We start from the raw sequence: 24,232 nt of genomic DNA, 5'->3' as shown, positions 1-24,232 counted from the left end.
TGCGAGACGCCGCGGTGCCGCGGGACGGAGCCCGCGGACCGGAGGCTCAGGGCCCGACGCGACGCTGCTGCCAGGGGAGGCCGCCCATCATGTTCAGCACGGCGACGATCGCGATCCCCAGGGCCGCGGCGGCCCCCAGCAACGGCGCGACCACGGGCGGCAGGCCACCCCGCGCGGGCGGCACGAGACCGGCCGCCTGCGGCTGGGTGGTCACCGGAGCGTTCATCGCGAGGAACGAAGCCGCGGACGCGGCGGCGGGGATGCTCGCCGGCGCGCGGCGCAACGGGTTCTCGGGCGCCGCCCCGGCGACCCCTCCGGCGCCCCCGCTCGAGGGGGGAGCCGCGACGGGCGCGGTGGCGTCGTAGCTCACCGTGACCGGCGACGCCGGCTTCGCGGCATCCCGGACTCCCCCGGTGGTGAGCCAATATCCCTGCTGCCCCGTCTGCCGGTGGAAGTCGACGAACGACTGCGGGAACGATCCCCAGTAGGCCTCGTTGATCCCCGAGCGGGCCACCTGGCCGGCTCCGACGCTCACCACTCCCCGGAACTCGGGCGTGACCGAGAAGCCGCGGTCGGCGCCCACGTCGGCGGAGCGGATGTCGGCGAGCACCACCTCTTGCTCGGCGATCGGATTCCACACCGTGACATCGTCCATCGACGTGCCGAACCCGCTCGCCGTCGCGACCAACCGGCCCGCTCCCGAGGCGTCGAGCGTGAGCCGAGGGTCGGTCACACTCCAGTACGTCATGCCGCCGTAGAAGGCCACGGTGAACGACCCCGACCACCGGATGTCGAGCGCTCCGTCGCGGCGCTGTCCGGTCCCGCCCTCGATGACGATCTGATTGCCCGTCGTGCTCGAGGTCGACGACACCGTCACGGCGGCTCCCGTCGGATCGAGGCACTTCGTCTCCCACAACGCGGTGGCGAACCTGCCGTCGGCGGTGGGCTTCTCGACGCGCACCGCCCCCTCCTGCGCGCGGTAGAGCCCGTCGTCGCGCGTCCACACCCGGGATCCCCCCGCGTCGCCCGCGCGTCCGGCGCTGAGGAAGTTGCATCCGCCCGCGAAGGCTCCCCCACCCGACTCGGCGTTCAGCCCCCACCGCAGTTGCGCGTTCGAGATCGCGCCGTCGCCCCCGCCCGATCCCGTCGGCCCCGGCACCGTGACGATCACGTCGCCCGGGCCCGCGGCCGCGGCCGACAGGGGGACGCCCGCCACGAGGGCCACCGCGACGGCTATCCCCGCCCGCAGCATCGTCATCGACCTCATCGGGGTGCTCCCGCCGAGAGAGGCAGGGGTTCGGTCGGCGACGCCGCGGGCGCCCCCGAGCCCGCGGGCGGCGCCGACGCCCCCGCGGGCGCGACCCGAGGCGCGCGGCGGGCCCGACGGCGCGCGCGAGCACGGACGAGGGCGGTGATGACGCTGGTGACCACCAGCGCCATCGACAGCACGATGCACGCCAGCAGCACCACGATCGCCCAGGTCGGAACGACCGGCGTCGTCTCGGCGACGGTCGCGCTCGTTCCCCCCGTCACGCTCACCTCCGCCTCGGCGACACCGCCGGAGCCCGCCCCGCGCAGCGTGATCAGATGGGTCCCGTCGCGGATGTCGCGGGGAACCGGGAGGGCGGCGGCCACCTCGCCCTGCGTTCCGGCGGTCAACGGCCCCACCGCCGTGAGCCCGCCGTCGAGGGCGGCGACGATCTGCTCCCCGGGGGTGAACCCCTGCCCCGTGAAGACGATCGAGGAGCCGGCGACGACGCTCCCCGCCTCGACGCCGACGCGCACCGCTCCCGCCGCCGCCGGCGCCGACCCGGCGGGTGCCGATTCGGCGGGGGTCGATTCGGCGGGGGCCGCCGCCTGGAAGGACAGCGGGGTGAAGGTCTCGTTGTTGGCGTTCTTCACGCCGTGCGCTCCGATGGTGATGATGCCGCACGTGACACGCCGGCAGTCCACCTCGCTGATGCGCCCCTCGCGATCCTGACTCTCGAACACCGCCCCCGGGATGACCATGCCGATGGACCACGACCCGTCGGCGCCGAGCGTGCCGTTGGCGGAGCTCTCGGTCTGGCTGCCGGGGAAGGCGAGGAACCGCTGATACCCGTTGTTCTCGGCGGACTCCGCGTCGGGGACGTACCGGTAGTCCTCGCCGACGACACCGCCCGCGCTCGGTCGCCACGACCCGCCGCCGGCGTCGTCGACCCAGCCGAAGAGCACGTAGATGCCGCCGAAGCCGTTCGGGATCGACTGGAAGCCCGACCCCGACACCGTCACCTCGGTGGCGTAGTCCGCATCGACCGAGGCCGAGCCGGAGGGGCCGGTGACCGACACGGACCCGGCGGCCCACGCGGGGGCGTCGGTGACGGCGACGACGCTCGCCGCCACGACCAGCGCGGTCGCGACGGCGACGAAGGAGCGGGTGAGGTTCTTCATGCGATGCGTTCTCCGGGCTCGGGAGGAAGGGCGAGGGAGGGGGCGACGACGACCAGCAGCGTGCCGCGAGGTCCGTCGATGACGTCGATCGGATGCCGGTACACCCGCGTGAGCTGGGCCGGATCGAGCACCTCGCGCGGCGGCCCGGCGGCGACGACGCGACCGTCGTCGAGCAGGGCGATGCGGTCGGCGTAGGCCGCGGCGAGTCCCAGATCGTGCAGCACCACGACGGCGGCTCCCCCGGCATCCACCCGCTCGCGTGTGCGCGCGAGCACCCGGTGCTGATGGCGGATGTCGAGGCTCGCGGTGGGCTCGTCGAGCAGCGCGATCGCGCACTCCTGGGCGAAGGAGCGGGCGAAGGCCGTGCGGGCGCGCTCACCGCCCGAGAGCGCGGTGACGGGTCGTTCGGCGAATGCCTCGACCTCGCCGGCGGCCATCGCCTCGGCCACCGCGGCGTCGTCCCGCGAGGCCGCGGGATGCCGGCGCCAGGGTGCCCGTCCCATCCGCACCACGTCGTGGACGGCGAAGGGGAACGACACCTCGTTGCTCTGCGTGAGCACCGACCGTCGCCGCGCGCGCTCGGCGACCGGCCAGGCGTCGAGCGTCGCTCCGTCGAGCTCGACGGAGCCCTCCACCGGCGCCCGGTCTCCCGCCAGCACCGACAGCAGCGTCGATTTGCCCGCGCCGTTCGGTCCGACCAGCGCGAGCAGCTCGCCCGCCGAGAGATCGAGGTGGACGCCGTCGAGGACCCGGCGTCCGCCCACCTCGACCGACACTCCGCGTGCGCGCAGCACCGGCGTCATCCCCATCCTCCCGATCGGCGACGCGCGCGCCGCAGCAGCCAGAAGAAGAAGGGGCCGCCGATGAGGGCGGTGAGCATGCCGATCGGCAGCTCGGACCCCGGCACGGCGGTGCGCGCGACGAGGTCGCCCGCCACGAGCAGCACCGACCCGCCGAGCGCGCTGGCGGGGAGCAGCAGCCGGTGCCCGGGGCCGAGCACCATGCGCATGAGGTGCGGCACGACGAGGCCGACGAAACCGATGATCCCGCAGAAGGCGACGGCCGCACACGTGAGCAGCGCGATCACGACGATGGCGACGACGCGCAGCCGCTCGACGCGCACACCGAGATGCTCGGCCTGACGCTCGCCGAGGGCGAGCAGGTCGAGGCTGCCCGCCAGGAACAGGCACGCGGTGATCCCCACCGCGGCGATCGGCGCCACGATCGCCAGGTCGTCCCAGCGGGTGCCGTTCAGCGACCCGAGCTGCCAGAACACGATCTGCTCCCGCTGCTGCGTCGACCCGAGGTAGGTGAACAGGGCGATCGCGGCTCCCCCGACGGCGTTGACGGCGATGCCGGTGAGCACGAGCGTGACGACCTCGGTGCGCCCGTCGGCGCGGGCGGAGGCGTACACGATGACGATCGCGACCAGTCCGCCCGCGAAGGCGAGCACCGGAAGGGTGAGCGGTCCGAGGAACGTCAGCCCGAAGACGATGGATGCCGAGGCCCCCACCGCCGCTCCCGACGAGATGCCGATGACCCCGGGCTCCGCCAGGGGGTTTCGGAAGACGCCCTGCATGACCACACCGGCGGCGGCGAGCGTGGCCCCGACGAGCACCGCCATGATCAGGCGGGGCATGCGGATGAGCCACAGCGTCGCCTCGCCGTTGACGTGCGCGATCGCCGCCCCCGGGGCCACCGCGAGCGCATCCAGCCCGAGAGCGCGCACACCGTCGTTCCAGGCACGCGCGAAGGCGCCCAGCACCTGGTCGGGTGGGATCGAGAGCTGACCGCTGCCGGCCGAGACGACGACGAGGACCACCAGCGCCGCGGACAGCGCGCCGAAGACCGCGGGGATTCGCAGGCGGGACCGCGCCGCGGGCGCGGCGACCCGCACCCGCTCGCGCGGGACGACGCCCGCGCTCACCCCGCGGCCTCCGGCGCGTACACGGCCACGGCGAGCGCGTCGAGTACGTCGGCGGCGGCGGGGCCGAAGCTCAGCACGGTGGTGTCGGACATGTCGACGATGCGGCGGTGGCGCCCGGCGTCGGTCTGCGCGACGGCGGGCAGATGCTCGACGAGCCCGTCGACGCCGTCGACCGACTCGAGGCCCTTCGTCATCATGATGAGCAGGTCGGGATTGGCGTCGACGAGCGCCTCGTCGGTGATGGGCCGCATCCCCGTCCACCCGATCTCGCCGGCGACGTCGATGCCGCCGAGCGCCTCGATCAGGCTGTCGGCGCCGGACTCCTCGCCGAAGAGGTAGTAGACGCCCGACTGCCCGCGCACATAAAGGAACATCATGCGGAGCTTGCGGGCGGGGTCGGCCGGTGCCACCGCCGCGATCTGGGCGATCTTGGCCTCGACATCGGCGGTGCTGCGGGCGGCGAGGGCCACCGCGCGCTCGGGGACGCCCAGCGCGGTTCCCACCTGCGCGATGAGCGACCCGATCGAGTCGAGCGAGCGGTGGGAGTCCACGACCACGACGGGGATGCCGGCATCCCTCATCTGAAGGATCGTGTCCCACGGCCCGAGGCTCGAGTCGGTGAGGATGACGGTGGGGGCGGCGTCGAGGATCGCCTCGGCGTTGAGGTCGTGCCCGTTCTCGGTGACCACGGGCAGGTGCGCCGCCTCGGGGAAGGCGCTGGACACGTCGCGCGCGACGACGTGATCGCCGAGGCCGAGTTCGAACACGATGCGCGAGAGCGAGCCGTAGATGTCGAGCGTGAGGATGCGCGTGGCGTCGGTGACGGTGACGGTGGTGCCCTGCGCGTCGGTGACCGTCGCCGGCAGCGTCTGCGCACCGTCGGTGACGGGGTCGATGGGGGCGGAGGCGGCGACCGCGGTCGATGGGCCCTCCCACGCGAGCGGGTCGCCGAGCGGCGTCACCTCGGCCAGCGGCGGCGTCGCGACGGCCTCGCCCCCGTGCGCCGATCCGGCGGCGTCGCATGCCGTCACGGCGAGGGTGACCACCATCGCCAGGGCGAGCGTGGCGAGGGCGCGGGTCGTTCGACGAGTCATGAAAAGACCTCCAAGTAAGGTGAGCCTATCCTTAACATTGCCCCGCCGCGCGCCTTCTGCTTAGGTAAGGCTAACCTGTCCTCTCGCACCCACCCTCGGGTGCATCGACGCACGCCGTCGGGCCGCACCGGGGACAGAGAAGGGAATGACCGTGGACTCCTCCACGCGCAGGCACCGGTTCGCACGCCTCTCGGCAGCGACCCTCGCCACCACCGCACTCGCCCTGGGGGGCGCTCTCGTCGCGGCCCCCGCGCACGCCGCCGAGACGAGCATCGACGACGCCGTGTTCCGCTGGGGCATCAACGCCGAGTCGAACGCCGCCGCCTTCGCCCCCGGCACGGTGAACCTGCTCTCGGCCGGGATCGTCACGGCCACCTCGGCGGCCGACCGCGTGACCTCGTCGAACTGGAAGCAGAGCGACGGCAACACGTCGATCCTGAAGCGTCAGTCCGACGGAAGCTACGCCGCCGCCACCTTCGCGGGACTGCGAACGGATGCCGCCGGCACGACCATCACGACCGGCAACGGCCTGAACTCCGGACACATCGCCGAGATCACCGGCGGAACCGGCACGGTCGACGTCGACGCCAACACGGCGGTCATCCAGTGGACCGGCTCGTTCACCTCGGCCTACTACTCGGGCATGACCCGCTCGTGGATCACCGACCCGAAGCTCACCGTCGCCCCCGACGGCACCGGCACCGTCACCGCCACGCTCGGCGGCTACGGCACCTCGATGGACGACCCCGACAAGTTCGAGACCCTGACCCCGGCGACGAACGTGGTCGTGGCCACCCTCACCGGTGTCGACGTGACCCCCACCGGCTTCACCGTCACCCCCGACTACCTCGGCCGCACGATCACCGTGCCCGAGGGCTCGGTCGCCCAGGTCACCGGTGGTGCGAACGCCGGTGCGTTCCCCCAGTCGTTCGTCGACTTCCAGGGCAAGACCGGCCAGGGACCGTACTGGTACTCCTCGGGAGGCGCCGCCGACGCGCGCAAGCCCGCCAGCGCCCTTTCGGTCGCCTACACCGCAGCCCCGGTCGCCGCGACCCCCACGGTCACCGTGTCGAAGACCTCCGGCCTCGCGCAGGGCGAGACCGTCACCGTCAGCGGGAGCGGGTTCCTGCCCTCGGGCACCGCCACCAACGGCACGCGCCCGCCGCTCGCCGGGCAGTTCAGCGGCACGTACGTCATCTTCGGCAAGTTCGCCGACACGTGGAAGCCCTCGGCCGGAGCCGCCTCGTCGGCGCGCTCGGTGATCGCCCAGAAGTGGGCCGTGCCCGCCGCGAGCATGGCGACCATCGGCGGCGTGAACGGCGGCGCGGTCGAGCTGAACGCCGACGGCACCTTCTCGGTCGACCTGGCCCTGACGACCACCGAGGCGCAGAACCTCGCCGCGGGCACGTTCGGCATCTACACCTACGCCGGCAGCGGCGCCGTGTACGCGCCCTTCGAGACCGCCACCCCCGTCACCTTCGCCTCGTCGTCCGACGTCATCGTCGAGGTTCCGGCGTGGGTCGAGAGCCCCACCGGTTCCTTCGGCTGGGCGTTCGAGGGCACCTCGCCCGCCAACCTCGGCACCGCCGTGCAGGACGGCGCGAACTTCGTGGCATCCGGATCGCTCACCAACCTCGTCGTGACCGACACGCGCGCCGGGGGCTCGTCGCCCTACACCTGGAGCATCTCGGGCCAGGTCGGCGACTTCGCGTCGTCGTCGGGCGGGTCGTTCTCGGGCGGACTGCTGGGGTGGAAGCCCAAGGTGGTCTCCGCGGGCAACAGCGTCGCCGGTGGCGCCGAGGTGACCTCGACGCGACTGGGCGGCACGGGCCTGGGCGCCTCGCGCGTGCTGGCCTCGTCGACCTCGGCCGTCAGCGCGACCGTGGGCGCCGACCTCTCGCTGGTCATCCCGGGCACCACCCCCGCGGGCGACTACACCAGCAAGCTCACCATCACCGCCCTGCAGTAAGACACTCTCCGGGGGTCCCGGCTTCGGCCGGGGCCCCCTTTCCCATCGACCCGGAAGACACCGTGACCGCCTCGCCCTCCCTTCGCGTCCTCGCCCTCGCCGGCACCCTCGTCCTCGGACTGTCGACCCTGCCGCTCCCCGCCGCGGCGGCCGACGGCGGTGTGGCGTGGAGCGTGCAGACCGCCGACAACGCCAACGGCACCGGACGCGCCAACTTCTCGTACGACGTCGACCCCGGCGCGGTCGTCACCGACACCATGGTCGTCGTCAACACCGGCACCGAGCCGCTGCCCCTGGCCGTCTACGCGGCCGACGCGTTCACCGCGCCGAGCGGCGAGATCGACGTGCTCGTCGACGGGGCACCCTCGCTCGGCGCCGGCACGTGGGTCGCCGTGCCCCCGACGGCCCTGCAGCTCGCACCCGGCGAGTCCGCCGACGTCGCGTTCACGATCACCGTGCCCGCCGACGCACGCCCCGGCGACCACGCTGCCGGGATCGTCACGTCGCTGACGAGCCAGGACGCATCGAGCACGCTGTCGGTGGACCGCCGCCTCGGCACCCGCATCAACCTGCGCGTCGCCGGGGAGCTCACCCCCGCCGCCGCGGTGACGGGCGTGACCGCGAGCTACGAGGGCTCGTGGAACCCCTTCGATTCGGGCCGCCTGATCGTGCGGTACTCGCTCGAGAACACCGGGAACACCCGGCTGACGGGCCTCGAGACGGTCACCACCTCGGGCCTGGCCGGGGTGCTGTCGTCGACGACGACGCCGACGCAGGTGACCGAGATCATCCCCGCCTCCACGATCGACATGGAGCGCGAGATGCCGGCCTTCTCGCTCGGCTGGATCACCGGCACGCTGACGATCGCCCCCGCGGGCGTCGGACTCGGGGCCGGAGCCGTGAGCGAGGTGGTCACCGACTTCGCGATCCCGGCCGTGCCGTGGAGCCTGTACGGCCTGATCGCCCTCGTCGCGGGTGCGGCCGTCGCGATCGCCCTGGTCGTGCGACGCTCGATGCGCCGCCGCGACGCGGGTCGCCCCGCCGCGGACGCTCAGGCGGTCTGAGCGGCCTTGGCCCGCGCCAGGTCGACGAACAGCTCGGTGTTGAAGCGGTAGGCGACGAGCACCTCGGCGATGACGCGCTCCTTCTCGTCGTCGTCCCAGGGGGCGGCGTCGAGCTGCTCGCGGTAGACGCTCTTGAAGGCCTCCGGGTCGGCGATGTCGCCGAAGAGGTAGAACCCGATGCCGTTGGTGTCGAAGCCGAAGCGACGCTGCATGAGGCGACCGATGAACTGCCCCCCCGACAGGTCGCCGAGGTAGCGCGTGTAGTGGTGCGCGACGAAGCCGCCGGGCCAGGTCGCCGCGACCCGGCGGATGCGCGAGACGTAGGCCTGGGTGGTGGGCAGCGGCGAGACGAGGTCGCGCCAGTCGGCCCCGAGCAGGAACGCGAGGTCGGCCTCGAGGGCGGGGAGGCGCGTGAGCTTGTCACTGAGGAACACGGATGCCACGGGGTCGCGGCGCATGCGATCGGTGGCCTCCTCGAGCGCCTCGTAGATGAACCAGTGCTGCACGACGAGGGCGACGTAGTCCTCCCGCGTGCCGGCACCGCTCATCAGGTCGTTCATGAACCCGGCGTGCTCGCTCGTGGAGTGGGCGCTGCGCGAGCGCTCACGAAGAGCCGTGGAGAAGGAGATGAGGTCGCTCATGGGGCCATCATACGCAGGAAGTTAGGTTCACCTAACCTCCATTTTCCGATCAGTGGGGGCGTGGCGTCAGGCCCAGTCGCGCGCAGGCCGCGTCGTACAGCGCCACCACCTCGCGGCGCACCTCCCGGCGCTCGGTGATCGACCCCGCCGGCCAGGGAATCCGCACCGACGACGTCGCCCCCTCGTCGGAGGTGACGTCCCAGTCGCCGCCGTCGCCGTCGAATCCGGTCATGACCGCGGCCGACACCACCGGGTGCGGTCCGAACGCGCGGACGATCAACACGTTGTCGTCGAGGTGGTCGGCGTTCATGTGCGCGAGGACGGCGCGACGGGTGTCGGGGTCAAATTCGTGCGTCATTAGGCAAGCCTAACTTGGCACCCTGCGGCACGCAGAGAGTCGCGTCGTCCCCGCCCCCGGCGGGTCGACATCCCACGACTGCAGGTCTCGCTCCCAGACATCGGGGCGCAAAACGTGCGCCGGGGCGGTCACCAAACGCCCCAGTGCACGAAACACGCCCCGCTTCCCCCGCACACCCCACCACGAACGACAGGCGAGAACGCTCCCCACGGGCGGCGCCGTCGGCGCCCTCGCGCCTCAGCCGCGCACGGAGGCGTGGGGCAGACGCTTTTGCATCACGGCCACCGCGTCGGCGTTGTCGTCGATGAGCACCGCGTCGCGCCCGAGGGGGGCGGCGACGGCGCCGAGGGTGCCGCTGCCGGCGAACATGTCGAGCACGCGGTCGCCGGGGCGGCTCGACGCCTGCACCATGCGGCGCAGGACCCCCTCGGGCTTCTGCGTCGGGTAGCCGGTCTTCTCGCGTCCCGTCGTCGGCACGATCGTGTGCCACCAGACGTCGGTGGGCATCTTGCCGCGGGCGGCCTTCTCGGCCGTCACCAGCCCGGGGGCCATGTACGGCTCGCGGTCGACGGCGTCGGAGTCGAAGAAGTACCGCTGCGGGTTCTTCACGTAGACCAGGATCGTCTCGTGCTTCGTGGGCCAGCGGCGCTTGGTCTTCGCGCCGTAGTCGTAGGCCCAGATCAACTCGTTGAGGAACTGGTCGCGCCCGAACAGCGCGTCGCACATGACCTTCGCGTAATGCACTTCGCGGTAGTCGAGGTGCAGGTACAGCGTGCCGTCGTCGGCCAGCAGGCGCCAGGCCTCCACCAACCGGGGTTCGAGGAAGCCCCAGTAGTCGTCGAACCGGTCGTCGTAGGTGCGCAGGTCACCGCGCAACCGCGCGTACTCGCGCCCGTGGAAGCCGCGCTGCACCACGGGGGGCGGCGGCGGCTCCTCTTCGGGGAACACGAGCATGTTCGGGTCGTCGACCGATGCCGCCGCCTCGGGCTTCTCGGCATCCGGGGTCTCGTCGACCGGGGCCTTGCGCGTGGCCGACTCGACCGCTTTGGAGCGCGTGCGCCCGGTGTTGAAGGGCGGGTCGAGGTAGACCAGGGCGAAGGAGCCGTCGGGGTAGCCCGGGGTGACGGCCAGGTTGTCGGCGTGGTGGATTTCGACGCCGCCCGGCTCGGGGGCGTCGGTGGGGATCGGGGCGCTCACGGGACGCGCTGCAGCCACGCGTCGGTGGCGAACTTCGACTGCACGAGCGCCTCGGCCTCGGCGTACTCCTCGTCGGTGATGTGACCGGGGGTCGCGCCGTAGAGGGTCGTGAACGTCTGGATGAAACGCGCGATGACCTCGTCGCGCGGCAGGCCCGTCTGACTGCGCAGCGGATCGACGCGCTTGGCGGCCGAGACCGTGCCCTTGTCGCTGAGCTTCTCGCGGCCGATGCGCAGCACCTCGGTGAGCACCTGGCCGTCCATGTCGTAGCTCAGGGTCGCGTGGTGCAGCACCCCGCCGTTGGCGAGGCGCTTCTGCGCGGCCCCGCCGATCTTGCCGTGGGGGCCGGCGATGTCATTGAGCGGCTGGTACACCGCGTCGATGCCCAGCGAGCGCAGCGCCTGCAGCACCCAGTCGTCGAGGAACGCGTACGAGTCGGCGAAGGTCATGCCCGCGACGAGGGAGGCCGGCACGTACAGCGAGTACGTCACGATCGAGTTCGCGGCCATCAGCATGGCGCCGCCGCCCGAGATGCGACGCACGACGTCGAAGCCGTGCTTCTCGGCGCCGGCGGGATCGACCTCGTTGCGCAGCGACTGGAACGAGCCGATGACGACGGCGCTCTCGTTCCACTCCCACAGGCGCAGCGTGGGTGTGCGCAGGCCCGCGCCGACGCGGGTGGTGAGCACCTCGTCGAGGGCGAGGTTCATGCGCGGCGAGACGGGGGCGTCGTGCACGACCTCCCACTCGAAGTCGGCCCAGCCGGGGGCGGTGACGAGGGCGCGGCGGATGGCCGTGGCGACCGACTCGGGGGTGAAGCCGAGCAGCTGCGCCCCCTCGGGCAGCGCGGCGCGGATCGCCGCCGCGATCGTGGGGACGTCGGACTCCACCGGCAGACCGGTGACGGCCGCGTCGATGTCGTCGAGGGCGTCGTCGGGCTCGAGGAAGAAGTCGCCCGCGAGGTGGAAACCGTGGATGCGGCCCTCGCGCTCCTCGAGGTCGACGACGACCAGCTTCCCGCCGGGGACCTTGTACTCGCCGTGCATGCTCTCAGCCTACGGCGACGGCGGCGCGACGAGCACGGGGCCATCCATCGCCCGGGGCTCCCGCTCGGCGAGCGCGCGGCGGTGTCGGCGCTCGATGGCCTGACCCGCGTACGACGCGGCGATCACCAGCGCGGCGCCCGCGAGGCCGGGGAGCCCCACCGCCTCTCCCCCGATCGCCACCCCCACCGCCAGCGCCCACACCGGCTCGGTGCCCATGAGGATGCTCGCGCGCGTCGCCGAGGTGCGGCGCACGGCCCACAGCTGCACGACGAAGGCGAACACCGAGCACATCAGGCCGAGGAACAGCACGTGGGCCCATCCGGATGCCGTGAGCCGTCCGACCGCCGAGGGCAGGTCGGCGCCGGCCACCGCCGACGAGGTCGCGGCGCACACGACGAGTTGCACGAACACCACGGCGAGGGAGCTGTCGGAGCGTCCGCGCGTGAGGCGCGCGCTGGCGGTGACGTGCACCGCCCGCACGACGGCGGCCGCGATCACGAGGGCGTCGCCGATCGTCGGGGCACGCAGACCTCCGCCCGACACGAGCAGCGCCACCCCCACCACCGCGGCCACCGCCGCGACGAAGTACGACCGCGGCAGCCACGATCTCGCCGCGAGGCTCTCGAGCACGGGGGTGAAGACGAGGGCCAGGCTGATGAGCACGCCCGCGTTGGTCGCCGAGGTCAGGTGCACGCCCGCGGTCTCGAGGCCGATGACCGCCGCCTGCGAGCAGCCGAGCAGGGCGGCGACGGCGAGGCCCCGACCCCGCGGCATCCGCTCGCGCCGCGCGAGGCAGATCGCCCCCAGCGCCACCGCGGCCACGACGAAGCGCAGCGCCACGGCGGGGGCGACGCCCACCTCGTCGGTGAGCGCCTTGGCCGAGAGGAAGCTGGCCCCCCACACCGCCGCCACGGCGAGCAGCAGCACGTCGACGACGATCTCGGCGGGGCGGCGGGTCATGTCTCCAGCGTCGTCGCGCCCACTCGGAAGAACAACGACCAATGTCTTCACCGTCACGTAAGTTGTGACTTATGGATGCCGCTCACCTGCGCCTGCTGCGCGAACTCGGCGATCGGGGCAGCGTGGCCGCGGTCGCCGCCGCCCTGCACATCTCGGCCTCGGCGGTGTCGCAGCAGCTCGCGACCCTGCAGGCCCACGCTCCGGTGCCGTTGACCGTGCGCCGGGGGCGCGTGCTCACCCTCACCCCCGCGGGCGAGGCCCTCGCCGCCGCGGGCACCCGGGTCGATGAGGCGCTCACGGCCGCGCGCGAGGCGGTCGGAGCGTTCCTCGACGCCGCGGATCGCCCGGTGCGGGTCTCGGCCTTCCACAGTGCGGGGCTGGCCCTGTTCGGTCCGCTGCTGCGCGAGCTCGACGGCACCCCGCCCCTGCAGCTCGCCGACGCCGACGTCGCGCACCGCGACTTCCCGGGCCTCACCGCCGACCACGACCTCGTCATCGCGCACCGCCTCGCCCACGATGCGCCCTGGCCGCGCGACCGCGTCATCGCCACGGCGCTGCTCGCCGAGCCCCTCGACATCGCACTGCCCGAGGCGCATCCCCTCGCCGCGCGCGATCGCCTGCGCGCGGTCGACCTGGTCGAGGAGACGTGGGTGTCGGTGCACCCGGGGTTCCCGCTCGCCGGGGTGCTCGACCACCTCGCGGCGCACGTCGGTCGGCCGCTGCGCATCGCCCATCGCATCAACGAGTTCTCGGTGACGGCCGAGGTGGTGCGCACGGGCGCGGCGATCGCCGTGCTCCCCCGCACGACCGCGCTCCCCCTCGCCGTCGACGGACTCGTGCTGCGCCCCCTCGCCGACCTCGAGCTCGTGCGACACGTCGACGCCCTCGCCCGCCCGGACGCCCTCGCGTACGCCGCGGTGCGGCACGTGCTGCGGGCGCTGCGGACGGTGGCGGAACGGGCGACGGCCGCCGCGGGCTGAGACGCCGCGCGATGAGTTCGGCGGCACCCGTCGTCCGCTGTCGGGCCCGCCTCAGGCGGGAAGGAACGCGGCGGTGAACGACTCGGGCGAGAGCGCGTGCTCGATGGCCAACATGCTCGCCCCCCGCACACCGGCGTGCTCGGCGGCGACCGACTGCACGATCGAGAGGTACTCCGTCGCCAGCGGCGTCGAACGCGAATAGACCACTTCGCGCACCCCCGCGATGAGGTGCTCGCCCACGCGCGCCATCGACCCGCCGACGGCGATGACCGAGGGGTTCATCAGGCTGACGCAGGTCGTGAGCACCTCGCCGATGTCGCGGCCGGCCTGGCGCACCGCCTGGATCGCGTCGATGTTGCCGCGCTTGACGAGGTCGACCACGTCGGAGCCCGTGTGCGCCTCGATGCCCTGCGCGCGCAGAGCGCGGGCGATGGCGGGACCGGATGCCAGGGCCTCGAGGCATCCGCGATTGCCGCACTGGCACGGGATGTCGGCGCCGCGCGCGACCTGCACGTGCCCGATGTCGCCGGCGATGCCCTGCGCGCCGCGCTGCAGGCGGCCGTCGGAGATGATGCCGGTGCCGATACCGGTGGCGATCTTGACGAACATGAGGTGGTCGACCCCCGGCCAGGCGAGCCCGCGCTCGCCGAGCGCCATGATGTTCACGTCGTTGTCGACGAGCACGGGAACCGGCATGTGCTCGAAGATCCACGCGGGGATGTCGAAGTGGTCCCATCCGGGCATGATCGGCGGGTTCACCGGCTGACCGGTCGAGTGCTCGACGGGCCCGGGAACGCCGATGCCCATCGCGGCCACGTCGTCGACGGTGCGTTCCACCGAGGCGAGCAGTTCGCGCGCTCCGTCGACGAGCCACGTCAGCACGGGCTCGGGCCCGAGGGAGATGTCGAGGGACGCGCTCGTCTCGGCGAGCACGGTGCCGGCGAGATCGACGATCGCGACGGTCGCGTGCGAGGCGCCGAGGTCGGCGGCGACGACGACCTTGGCGGCCGGGTTGATCGCGAACTGCGACGGCGGGCGCCCGCCGGTCGACACGGCATCGGCCACGGGGGTGATCAGTCCCATGCGCATGAGCTCGTCGACGCGGACGGCGACGGTGGATCGCGCGAGACCCGTGGTCTTCGCCAACTCGGCCCGGGTGCGCGGGATCCCATCACGCAGCAACTGGAAGAGCTGACCGGCACCGTTGGCCGTCTGCACCGCATCTGTGCTCATCCGCTTCACGCCCTCAGTACACCATCACTTGCTATCGACACGATCCGCGAGCCGACGGCGACTGCACGGAAAGCGCAATCACCGTCGACAGGAGTCGCGCCTCAGCCCCGGCCCGGCGGGCGGGAGAAGCGCTGCTGCAGAAGAACCGCGACGACGATGATGACACCTTTCGCGACGGCCTGGACCGACGACGACAGGTTGTTCTGGATGAACACGTTGGTCAGCGTCGCGAAGATCAGCACACCGAACACCGTGCCGGTGATCGTTCCGCGACCGCCCACGAGCAGGGTGCCGCCGACCACGACCGCCGCGATGACGTCGAGTTCGAGCAACTGCCCGTTGGTCGAGCTGCCCGCCGTCGTCCGGCCCAGGAACATGACGCCGGCGATACCCGACGCGAGCCCGACGAGCACGTAGAGCCACATGACGTGACGCCGCACGTCGATGCCGGCCAGTCGCGCGGCCTCGCGGTTGCCGCCGATGGCGACGGTGCGACGCCCGAACGTCGTGCGGTTGAGCAGCACCCACCCGAGCACGGCGACGATCGCGAAGATCCAGATGAGCATGTTCACCCCGAGGATGTCGGCGTTCATGAAGGTGATGAACCCCCGGTCCTGCACCACGAGGGTGCGCCGCTCGGCGAGGATCTCGGCCAGCCCGCGGGCGCCGACGAGCATGGCCAGGGTGGCCATGAAGGCGACCACGTTCCCGTAGGCGATGACGATGCCGTTGATGAGGCCCGCCACCGCACCCACCGCGAGCGCGAAGAGCACGAAGACGATCCAGTGCATCGAGTCGGCGAGGTCCTGCACGACGGCGAGGGTGCCGACCACCGAGGCCAGCCCGGTGACCGAGCCGACCGAGAGGTCGATGCCCCCGGCGATGATCACGAGGGTCATCGCCACCGCGATCACCCCGGTGATCGAGGCCTGACGCAGGATCACGAAGACGTTGTCGACGGTGAGGAACGTGCCCGGCGCGGTGATCGCTCCGACGACGAACATCACCAGCAGCGCGATGACGAGTCCGATGTTGCGCCCGGCGGAACCGGACAGGATGCGCCGCCACGCCGGGGTCGAGGTGGCCGACGGGGAGAGTCCCGCTTCGGCGGGGACCGTGCGTGCACGGGTCGGGGTGGTCGGCTCGCTCACGCGGCGGATCCTTTCATGACGAGGTCGAGCACGCCGTGCTCGTCGATCTGGTGGGAGGGGAGGGTGTCGAGGATCCGACCGTCGGCGACGACGAGCACGGTGTCGGCGAGGCCGAGCACCTCCTCGATCTCGCTCGAGACGATGACGACCGCGTTGCCGGCGGCGGCGAGGTCGCGGATGAGCGTGTAGATCTCGGCGCGGGCACCGACGTCGACACCGCGGGTGGGCTCGTCGAGCAGCAGCACGGTCGTGCCGTGCACGAGCCACCGCGCGAGCAGGATCTTCTGCTGGTTGCCGCCCGACAGGGTGCGGGCGGGGCGATCGGGGTCGGCGGGACGCAGTTCGAAGGCGTCGATCTGCTCGCGTGCCACGCGGCGGGCGGAGCGGTCGTCGAGGAACCCGCCCTTCGCGAACCGCTTCATCGAGGCGAGCGCGATGTTGACGAAGATCGGCTCGTCGAGCACGAGCCCCTGGCTCTTGCGCTCCTCGGGGGACAGTCCCATGCCCGCACCGACCGCGGCGCGCACCGATCCGCGGGGCAGCACCGCGTCGCGCACGGCCACGCGTCCGGCCGAGGACTTGCGCGCCCCGTAGACCGTCTCGAGGATCTCGGAGCGCCCCGAGCCCACGAGGCCGGCGAGACCCACGACCTCGCCCGCGCGCACAGAGAACGACACGTCGGAGAAGACCCCGGCCAGAGCGAGTCCCTGGACGTCCAGCACGACGGGGGCGTCGGGTTCGATCGGCGCCCGCTCGGGGAAGACGTTGGCGATGTCGCGGCCCGTCATCAGGCGGATGAGTTCGGCGGTGGGGGTGTCGGCGGCAGCGAGACCCACGGCCGTGGTGCGTCCGTCCTTCAGGACCGTGATGCGGTCGCCGATCTCGCGGATCTCCTCGAGCCGGTGCGTGATGTAGACCACGGCGATGCCCTCCGCGGTGAGCTCGCGCACGACCGCGAACAGGTTCTTCACCTCTTCGGTGTCGAGGACGGCCGAGGGCTCGTCCATGATGATGAGCCGGATGTCGTGCGACAGCGCCCGCGCCATGCTCACGATCTGCTTGTTCGCGGCGCTGAGGCTTCCCACCTCGGTGTGCGGCGACAGGTTCGCGTGCCCCAGGCGCCTCAGCAGTTCGGTGGTGCGCCGGGCGGCCTCGGAGCGATGGGTGAAACCGCCGCGCGAGAGCTCGTGCCCGAGGAAGACGTTCTCGGCGATGGTGAGCCCGTCGACGACGTCGAGTTCCTGGTACATCGTGGCGATGCCCAACTCGATGGCCGCGTCGGGGTCGGCGATCTCGACGGTCTCGCCTCGCCACACGAGTTCTCCCCCGTCGGGACGGTGCACGCCGGCGAGCGTCTTGATCAGCGTCGACTTGCCGGCGCCGTTCTGCCCCAGCACGCAGTGCACCTCGCCGGGGACGATGTCGAGATCGACGCCGCGCAGGGCCTGGACGCCCCCGAACGACTTGGTCACGCCCCGGGCGACGAGTAATGACTGTTCATGGTCAACTTTGATCACGCGGCGAACATAACACGGTCGCACGCCGGACGCGAGAGGCGTTCGATCCGCGCCGACGGCAGCACATCCGCCGCGGTGATGAATCGTATGGCCCCTGGATTGCGGCGCTCGGCCCGCGTATTTCGCTTTTGACGACGCTCAAACAAAAGTTGACTATTCGAAGAACCATTCTGCTAGCGTGAGCCCCGTCAAAGTGGACTCCTCCTCGGATCGGGGCCGCATTGGCACCTGCCGCATCACATTCAAGGAGGAAAGACATGCGCTCACAGCTGACTTCGCGCTCCCGCCTCATCCTGACGGGAACCGCCTTCGTCGCGGCCATCGGGCTGCTGGCCGGCTGCACCGGTTCGAGCGGCGACAACCAGAACGTCGTCGACCAGGGCACCACCACCGAAGAGAACGCCGCCAGCGGTGACACCGTCACCATCGGCTTCTCGGGCCCCGCCGCCGACCACGGCTGGCTCGGCGCCATCAACTCCGGTGCGCTCGCCGCCGCCGAGAGCTTCCCCGACGTCGACCTGCAGGTCGCCGAGGGCACCAACGACGTGAACGCGCAGATCGCCGCGGTCGAGACCTTCATCAACAACAAGGTGGATGCCATCGTGCTGCTGCCGAGCGACGGAGCCGCCCTCACCGAGGTCGCCACCCGCGCGATGGAGGCCGGCATCCCGGTCGTCAACGTCGACCGGGAGTTCTCGAGCCCCTTCGCCGCCCGCTCGACCGTGCTCGGCGACAACTACGGCATGGGCGTCAGCGCCGGCACCTACATCTGCGAGCAGCTGAGCGGCCAGAGCGACGCCGTCGTCGCCGAGATCGCCGGCATCGACTCGCTGCCGCTCACGCAGGACCGCTCGGCCGGGTTCAAGGACGCCCTGGCGGACTGCGGTCTCGACGTCGGCCCGCGCGTCGCGGCCGACTTCACGGTGGCCGGTGGCGAGGCCTCGACCTCGCAGCTGCTGTCGGCCAACCCGAAGATCGACGCCATCTGGAACCACGACGACGACCAGGGCATCGGCGTCCTCGCCGCCATCACGGCGGCCGGTCGCGACGAGTTCTTCATGGTCGGCGGCGCGGGCAGCCGCAACGCCATGGAGGCCATCCAGGCCGGGGACACCCCGCTGCAGGCGACGGTGATCTATCCCTCGACCCAGGCGGCCGACGGCATCGCCCTGGCCCGCCTGATCGCGCAGGGCAAGACCGCCGGCGACCTGATCACGCCGAGCGTCCCCAACCGCATCGTGCTCGACGCGCCGGTGGTGACGAAGGACAACGTGGACTCGTACATCGACCTGTCGTTCGAGTCCTGATCGATCGAACCACCACGGGGGCGTCTGCGACCGACGCGGGCGCCCCCCTCCCCTTCCCCCATCGAAAGGCCGCGATCATGATCTCGCCCCTCCGCATCGCCATGATCGGCGCCGGATTCATGGGTGCCGCGCACTCCCAAGGGTGGCGCGTGGCACCCCGCTTCTTCGACCTCCCCCTCGCCCCCGAGATGAGCGTGCTCGTCGGTCGCGACGCCGCACGCACCCGGGATGCCGCCGACACCTGGGGCTGGAACGAGAGCTCCACCGACTGGCGCGAGATCGTCGAACGCCCCGACATCGACGTCGTCGACATCGTCACCCCGGGCGACTCCCACGCCGAGATCGCCCTCGCCGCCCTGGCTGCCGGAAAGCACGTCCTGTGCGAGAAGCCCCTCGCCAACACCGTCGACGAAGCCCGCCGCATGGCCGCGGCCGCCGACGACGCCGCCACCCGCGGCATCCGTTCGATGGTGGGGTTCACCTACCGACGCCTGCCGGCCACCACCTTCGCGCGCGACCTCGTCGCCGCGGGTCGCCTGGGCGAGATCCGCCAGGTGCGCGCCGAGTACCTGCAGGACTGGCTCAGCGACGCCGACGCGCCGCTCACCTGGCGCCTGCAGAAGGACCGGGCCGGCTCCGGCTCCCTGGGCGACATCGGCGCCCACGCCGTCGACCTCACCGAGTACATCACCGGTCAGCACCTCACCCGCGTGGCGGGAGTCCTCGAGACGATCGTCTCGGAGCGCCCGGTGCTCGCCGCGTCGTCGGGACTGTCGGGCACCGCGGGCGCGGACCGCGGACCCGTCACCGTCGATGACCTCGCCCTGTTCACCGGGCGTCTCGAGAACGGCGCCCTCGCCTCGTTCGAGGCGTCGCGCTTCCGCCTCGGCCGCAAGAACGCCCTGCGCGTCGAGATCTCGGGCAGCGACGGCGCGCTCTCGTTCGACCTCGAGAGCCCCAACGAGCTGCAGTTCTACGACGCCACCCTGCCGGCCTCCGAACAGGGCTTCCGCCGCATCCTCGTCACCGAACCCGAGCACCCCTATATGGGGGCGTGGTGGCCGACCGGTCACATGCTCGGGTACGAGCACGGGTTCACGCACCAGGCGAAGGACTTCGTCGAAGCCGTCGCCGACGGCCGCGATCCCCGCCCCTCCTTCGCCGACGGCCTGCACGTGCAGCGGGTGCTCGACGCCGTCGCGCAGAGCTCCGGCGCCGACGGCGTCTGGACCGGCGTGGACCGGGCGAGCGCCCCCGCCTCCGACAGCCGCGCGTTCGCGGCATCCTGAATCGACGAGAGGACTGACGCGATGACGCGACCGATCACGCTCTTCACCGGCCAGTGGGCCGATCTGCCCTTCGAGGAGGTGGCCCGCCTCGCCGGCGAGTGGGGGTACGACGGCCTCGAGATCGCCTGCTGGGGCGACCACCTCGACCCGTGGCGGTGGGACGACGACGCCTACGTGCAGGGCAAGCTCGACGTGCTCGAGCGCAACGGCCTGAAGGTCTGGACGATCTCGAACCACCTCAAGGGCCAGGTCGTGTGCGACGACCCCATCGACCAGCGCCACCGCGACATCGTGTCGGACCGCGTCTGGGGCGACGGCGACCCCGAGGGCGTGCGTCAGCGCGCCGCCGAGGAGCTGAAGAACACCGCGCGCCTGGCATCCAAGCTGGGGGTGAAGACCGTCACCGGCTTCACCGGGTCGAGCATCTGGAAGTACGTCGCGATGTTCCCGCCGGCCACCGAGGAGATGGTCGAGGCCGGGTACCGGGACTTCGCCGACCGGTGGAACCCCATCCTCGACGTGTTCGACGAGGTGGGCGTGCGCTTCGCCCACGAGGTGCATCCGTCCGAGATCGCATACGACTACTGGACGACGAAGCGGGCGCTCGAGGCCATCGGCCACCGCGAGGCATTCGGGCTGAACTGGGACCCCTCGCACATGGTGTGGCAGGACATCGACCCGGTCGCGTTCCTGTGGGACTTCCAGGACAAGATCATCCACGTGCACTGCAAGGACACGAAGAAGCGTCTGACCAACGGCCGGAACGGCCGGTTGTCGTCGCACCTGCCGTGGGCCGATCCGCGGCGCGGGTGGGACTTCATCTCGACCGGTCACGGCGACGTGCCGTGGGAAGACGCGTTCCGCATGCTGAACGCGATCGGCTACGACGGACCGCTGTCGGTCGAGTGGGAGGACGCCGGCATGGACCGGCTCGTCGGCGCACCCGAAGCGCTCGGATTCGTGCGACGGCTGTCGTCGTACGAACCGTCGGGTGAGGCCTTCGACGCGGCGTTCAGCCAGCGCTGAGACCCGAGGGGGCATTCGGGAGCAGGGGGGCGTGGGGCCGGGCGCGGGGGGTGCGTCCGGCCCCACCGTCGTTCCCGGGCCCCTCCCCCTCGCAAGATCACGCGCCGTCGTCGAGACACCACGGCACGACGGGTGATCGCGCCGACGCCGTGTGATCTCGGCGTCCGGTCCCGCGCGCCCGGTCAGGCGGGAGCGGGGAGGCGCGCGTCGAGCCAGGCGAGCAGATCGGCGCGCACGTGCGCCTGATCGATCTCGGCGAAGATCTCGTGGCGAGCGCCCGGGTAGACCAGCGTCGTGATGTCGGTGAGTCCCGATCGATCGCGGTAGGCGTCGGCCAGCAGGTGCACGCTCCGCGGGCCGCCGACGGTGTCGTCTCGACCCACCAGGAGCAGCAGCGGAAGGTCGACGCCGAGATCGCGACGCGGGCGGCCGAACAGCTTCGCGGCCTCGATCGGCCCGAAGAGCGCGAGCAGGGGCTTCGAGTTGGTCAGCGGGTCGGCGACGAAGTCGCGCCCCACCTGCTCGTCACTCGAGAGCCACTCCATGCCCGACCCGCGCTGATGCTTCCACGGAGCGTTGAGGTCGCCGGCGTTCAGCGCCCCCGGCCACCGCAGGGCCGAGCCGCTCAGCACGACCGCGTCGTAGGCATCCGGATGCCGATCCACCAGCATCTGCGCGAGGAACGACCCCCACGAATGCCCGAGCAGCACCAGGGGCAGGTCGGGGTTCTCTTCGCGGATGCGCTGGCTCAGCGTCCAGACCGCGTCGCGGGCGGCGCCGAGACCGCCGGGCCCCAGCCGGCCGAGCTTGCGGTGATCGCCGTCCCACTGGCGCAGTCCGGTGCGCCCGTGCCCGCGGTGGTCGTCGGCGTAGACGGTGTACCCGTCGGCGACGAGGGCCTCGGTCAGGGCGCCGTACCGACCGGCGTGCTCTCCGACGCCGTGCAGCAGCTGCACGATCGCCCGCGGCGTCTCGGCGACGTGCACGTCGTAGACGATCGTGATCCCGTACGCGTCGACGAACTCCGGCATGGGGTGAGTCTAGGGGCGGGGTGAGGGTGACCGGCCGGCCGAGTCCGCCCGCCATCGGTGGGCCGGAACACGCTCCCGGCGGGCCGGGTGACGCGACCGCCATACCGTTAGCAAGACTAATGAGCTAGACTAACGATCACGAATATGAATGACAGCGTCGACGAATCCCCCCTTCACGACCTGACTTCTGCCCGCGGCGCTGAGCCCTCGCACGATCTCAGCGCCGCGGCATCGCAACTGCGCATGGCGACGTTCCGGCTCGCCCGGCGCCTGCGGGCCCAGCGGGCCGTCGACACCATGAGCGACGGGCAGTTCGCCGTGCTCGCCGCCCTCACCGTGCACGGAGCGCATACCCTCGGCCAACTCGCCGACCGTGAGCGCGTCACCGCCCCGTCGATGAATCGCACGGTGTCCCTGCTCGAAGAGGCGGGATACCTCACCCGCACCCCCGACGAGGTCGACCGGCGCAAGGTCACGATCGACCTCACCGACGACGGACGCACCGTCGTCGACGAGACCGTACGCCGCCGAGACGCCTGGCTCGAAGAAGCCCTGGCGGGGCTCTCGCCCGACGACCGTCGCACGCTGGCCCAGGCCGCGGAGATCATGAGAAAGGTGGCCGAGAGATGAGCACGTCGATGTTCCGGTCCCTGTCGATCTTCAACTACCGCGTCTGGTTCTTCGGCGCCCTCGTCTCCAACGTCGGCGCGTGGATGCAGGCGACGGCGCAGAACTGGGTCGTGCTCACGCAGCTGACCGACAACGACGCCGCCGCGATGGGCGTCACCATGGCACTCCAGTTCGCCCCGCCCCTGCTGCTGGTGGGCGTGACCGGCTGGGTGGCCGACCGCTTCGATCGCCGCAAGCTCATCATGTGCACGCAGGCGTCGCTGCTGCTGCTCGCCCTCGCGCTGGGGACACTGCTGCTCACCGGCCTGATGACCCTGCCGATGATGTACGGCTTCGCCCTGGCGCTCGGCGTCGTCACCGCGTTCGACAACCCCGCGCGCCAGGCGTTCGTGTCCGACCTCGTCGCGCAGGAGAACGCCTCGAACGCGGTGGCCCTCAACGCCGCGTCGTTCAACACCGCCCGCCTCATCGGCCCCGCGGTGGCCGGCGTGATGATCGTCGTCGTCGGCACGGGATGGGTGTTCCTCGTCAACGCGGTGACGTTCCTCGCAATGATCGCCGCGCTACTGCTCATGCGCCCCCACGAGCTCGTGGTGCACCACCGTCGTGGCGGACCCGCGCGTCTGGCCGACGGCTTCCGCTACGTCGCGCGCCGCCCCGACCTGATCGTCACGTTCGTGATGGTCTTCCTGCTCGGTGCGTTCGGCATGAACTTCCCGATCTTCGCCTCGACCATGGCGCTCGAGTTCGGTCGCGGGGCCGACGGCTTCGGGTTGCTGAGCTCGTTCGTGGCCATCGGCTCCCTCGCCGGAGCCCTGCTGGCCGCCCGCCGCGAGCGCGCGCGGATGCGCGTGGTGATCCTGGGCGCCGGCGGCTTCGCCGTGGCATCCACCCTCTCGGTCTTCGCCCCCAGCTACGGCGCGTACGCGGCCACGCTCGTGTTCACCGGCTTCGCCGTCGTGACCACCCTGACCACGGCGAACGGCTACGTGCAGACGACCACCGATCCGGCGCTGCGCGGACGCGTGCTGGCGCTGTACATGGCGATCCTGCTCGGCGGCACGCCGGTGGGCGCCCCGATCGTCGGTGCGATCGCGAGCGAGTACGGCCCGCGCGTGGCCATCGCCCTGGCCGCCGCCGTCGCGCTGATCGCGTGCGGCATCGGCGTCGTCTGGACGCTCGCCTCGGGGCGCGTGCACCGGCACGAGACCAAGCGCTTCCGCCTCACGCTGGATGAGACGCAGCCCCTGCACACCATCACGCCCGAGCCCGAGGACTTCAGCGACGAGGTGGCCGGCACGACGCCGCTGCCGCTTCCGCCGGCGGATCGCACGCCGCGCCTGACGTCGCGCCCGCGCCACGGCGGCTGAGTCACGGGGCCG

Annotated in this window: 22 protein-coding genes; 8 read left to right on the top strand and 14 right to left on the bottom strand. The window is 71.9% G+C overall.

Going from position 1 to position 24,232, the window contains the following annotated elements:
• Nucleotides 1–46: 46 nt before the first annotated feature.
• The 5 genes from BJP65_RS11075 to BJP65_RS11055 are packed head-to-tail and all read right to left on the bottom strand — an operon-like array spanning nt 47 to nt 5,451.
• Nucleotides 47–1,258, bottom strand: a complete 1,212-nt coding sequence (locus BJP65_RS11075; protein WP_156784879.1) for a hypothetical protein — start codon at nt 1,256–1,258, stop codon at nt 47–49.
• A gap of 5 nt (nt 1,259–1,263) precedes the next feature.
• A complete protein-coding gene (locus BJP65_RS11070) occupies nt 1,264–2,430 on the bottom strand; it encodes a hypothetical protein (protein ID WP_070409184.1) in 1,167 nt (388 codons plus the stop codon).
• Nucleotides 2,427–3,233 carry a heme ABC transporter ATP-binding protein gene (locus BJP65_RS11065; protein ID WP_070409183.1) on the bottom strand — a complete coding sequence of 269 codons (807 nt, stop codon included), beginning with the start codon at nt 3,231–3,233 and terminating at the stop codon, nt 2,427–2,429. Before BJP65_RS11065 ends, BJP65_RS11070 begins: the two co-directional genes overlap by 4 nt.
• On the bottom strand, nt 3,230–4,357 hold the full coding sequence (locus tag BJP65_RS11060) for a FecCD family ABC transporter permease (RefSeq protein ID WP_374754256.1): 1,128 nt from the start codon (nt 4,355–4,357) through the stop codon (nt 3,230–3,232). The genes BJP65_RS11065 and BJP65_RS11060 overlap by 4 nt, the downstream gene beginning before the upstream one ends.
• The gene (locus tag BJP65_RS11055; RefSeq protein WP_070409182.1) at nt 4,354–5,451 is read right to left on the bottom strand and encodes a hemin ABC transporter substrate-binding protein; all 1,098 of its coding nucleotides are present in this window, start codon (nt 5,449–5,451) and stop codon (nt 4,354–4,356) included. Before BJP65_RS11055 ends, BJP65_RS11060 begins: the two co-directional genes overlap by 4 nt.
• A gap of 151 nt (nt 5,452–5,602) precedes the next feature.
• Between BJP65_RS11055 and BJP65_RS11050 the strand changes: the two genes are divergently transcribed.
• Nucleotides 5,603–7,420, top strand: a complete 1,818-nt coding sequence (locus tag BJP65_RS11050) for a hypothetical protein (RefSeq protein WP_156784878.1) — start codon at nt 5,603–5,605, stop codon at nt 7,418–7,420.
• Nucleotides 7,421–7,482: 62 nt separating this feature from the next.
• Nucleotides 7,483–8,484, top strand: coding sequence for a WxL protein peptidoglycan domain-containing protein (locus BJP65_RS11045; RefSeq protein WP_083285819.1), 1,002 nt, complete (start codon nt 7,483–7,485; stop codon nt 8,482–8,484).
• On the opposite strand, the gene BJP65_RS11040 is transcribed toward BJP65_RS11045, so the two are convergent.
• The 5 genes from BJP65_RS11040 to BJP65_RS11020 all read right to left on the bottom strand — a co-directional run bounded on the left by BJP65_RS11040 (nt 8,472) and on the right by BJP65_RS11020 (nt 12,686).
• Complete coding sequence (locus tag BJP65_RS11040) at nt 8,472–9,125, bottom strand: heme oxygenase (biliverdin-producing) (protein WP_070409180.1); 654 nt, start codon at nt 9,123–9,125, stop codon at nt 8,472–8,474. The genes BJP65_RS11045 and BJP65_RS11040 overlap by 13 nt on opposite strands.
• 49 nt (nt 9,126–9,174) lie before the next feature.
• The gene (locus tag BJP65_RS11035; protein ID WP_055832886.1) at nt 9,175–9,483 is read right to left on the bottom strand and encodes a DUF2470 domain-containing protein; all 309 of its coding nucleotides are present in this window, start codon (nt 9,481–9,483) and stop codon (nt 9,175–9,177) included.
• A 237-nt stretch (nt 9,484–9,720) separates the two neighbouring features.
• Nucleotides 9,721–10,680, bottom strand: a complete 960-nt coding sequence (locus tag BJP65_RS11030) for a site-specific DNA-methyltransferase (RefSeq protein ID WP_070409179.1) — start codon at nt 10,678–10,680, stop codon at nt 9,721–9,723.
• The gene (locus BJP65_RS11025) at nt 10,677–11,726 is read right to left on the bottom strand and encodes a biotin/lipoate A/B protein ligase family protein (RefSeq protein WP_070409178.1); all 1,050 of its coding nucleotides are present in this window, start codon (nt 11,724–11,726) and stop codon (nt 10,677–10,679) included. The genes BJP65_RS11030 and BJP65_RS11025 overlap by 4 nt, the downstream gene beginning before the upstream one ends.
• Before the next feature lie 9 nt (nt 11,727–11,735).
• Nucleotides 11,736–12,686, bottom strand: a complete 951-nt coding sequence (locus tag BJP65_RS11020) for a DMT family transporter (protein ID WP_070409177.1) — start codon at nt 12,684–12,686, stop codon at nt 11,736–11,738.
• Between the two features lie 71 nt (nt 12,687–12,757).
• Between BJP65_RS11020 and BJP65_RS11015 the strand changes: the two genes are divergently transcribed.
• Nucleotides 12,758–13,666 carry a LysR family transcriptional regulator gene (locus BJP65_RS11015; protein WP_070409176.1) on the top strand — a complete coding sequence of 303 codons (909 nt, stop codon included), beginning with the start codon at nt 12,758–12,760 and terminating at the stop codon, nt 13,664–13,666.
• Between the two features lie 51 nt (nt 13,667–13,717).
• Here BJP65_RS11015 and BJP65_RS11010 read toward each other — a convergent pair whose 3' ends face one another.
• The 3 genes from BJP65_RS11010 to BJP65_RS11000 form a co-directional block, all read right to left on the bottom strand.
• Nucleotides 13,718–14,899 (bottom strand): ROK family transcriptional regulator, encoded by a 1,182-nt coding sequence (locus tag BJP65_RS11010; RefSeq protein ID WP_070409175.1) that lies wholly within the window; start codon nt 14,897–14,899, stop codon nt 13,718–13,720.
• A 101-nt stretch (nt 14,900–15,000) separates the two neighbouring features.
• Entirely contained in the window at nt 15,001–16,050 is a 1,050-nt protein-coding gene (locus BJP65_RS11005; RefSeq protein WP_070409174.1) for an ABC transporter permease, read from the bottom strand.
• The gene (locus tag BJP65_RS11000; protein ID WP_055832879.1) at nt 16,047–17,522 is read right to left on the bottom strand and encodes a sugar ABC transporter ATP-binding protein; all 1,476 of its coding nucleotides are present in this window, start codon (nt 17,520–17,522) and stop codon (nt 16,047–16,049) included. Before BJP65_RS11000 ends, BJP65_RS11005 begins: the two co-directional genes overlap by 4 nt.
• Before the next feature lie 302 nt (nt 17,523–17,824).
• Between BJP65_RS11000 and BJP65_RS10995 the strand changes: the two genes are divergently transcribed.
• The 3 genes from BJP65_RS10995 to BJP65_RS10985 all read left to right on the top strand — a co-directional run bounded on the left by BJP65_RS10995 (nt 17,825) and on the right by BJP65_RS10985 (nt 21,189).
• Nucleotides 17,825–18,874 (top strand): substrate-binding domain-containing protein, encoded by a 1,050-nt coding sequence (locus BJP65_RS10995; RefSeq protein WP_055832878.1) that lies wholly within the window; start codon nt 17,825–17,827, stop codon nt 18,872–18,874.
• A gap of 101 nt (nt 18,875–18,975) precedes the next feature.
• Nucleotides 18,976–20,163, top strand: coding sequence for a Gfo/Idh/MocA family protein (locus BJP65_RS10990; RefSeq protein WP_070409964.1), 1,188 nt, complete (start codon nt 18,976–18,978; stop codon nt 20,161–20,163).
• A 21-nt stretch (nt 20,164–20,184) separates the two neighbouring features.
• A complete protein-coding gene (locus tag BJP65_RS10985; RefSeq protein WP_055940812.1) occupies nt 20,185–21,189 on the top strand; it encodes a sugar phosphate isomerase/epimerase in 1,005 nt (334 codons plus the stop codon).
• Nucleotides 21,190–21,371: 182 nt separating this feature from the next.
• Here the strand turns inward: BJP65_RS10985 and BJP65_RS10980 are convergent, their stop codons facing one another.
• On the bottom strand, nt 21,372–22,220 hold the full coding sequence (locus tag BJP65_RS10980) for an alpha/beta fold hydrolase (protein WP_070409173.1): 849 nt from the start codon (nt 22,218–22,220) through the stop codon (nt 21,372–21,374).
• Nucleotides 22,221–22,364: 144 nt separating this feature from the next.
• Between BJP65_RS10980 and BJP65_RS10975 the strand changes: the two genes are divergently transcribed.
• Nucleotides 22,365–22,850 (top strand): MarR family winged helix-turn-helix transcriptional regulator, encoded by a 486-nt coding sequence (locus BJP65_RS10975; RefSeq protein WP_070409172.1) that lies wholly within the window; start codon nt 22,365–22,367, stop codon nt 22,848–22,850.
• Entirely contained in the window at nt 22,847–24,220 is a 1,374-nt protein-coding gene (locus BJP65_RS10970) for an MFS transporter (RefSeq protein ID WP_070409171.1), read from the top strand. Before BJP65_RS10975 ends, BJP65_RS10970 begins: the two co-directional genes overlap by 4 nt.
• The last annotated feature ends 12 nt before the right edge of the window (nt 24,221–24,232 follow it).

The sequence above is a fragment of the Microbacterium sp. BH-3-3-3 genome, assembly GCF_001792815.1.
Classification (GTDB): domain Bacteria; phylum Actinomycetota; class Actinomycetes; order Actinomycetales; family Microbacteriaceae; genus Microbacterium.
Note: the sequence above shows the minus strand (reverse complement) of the source record. Positions and strands in the feature narration are given on the sequence as shown.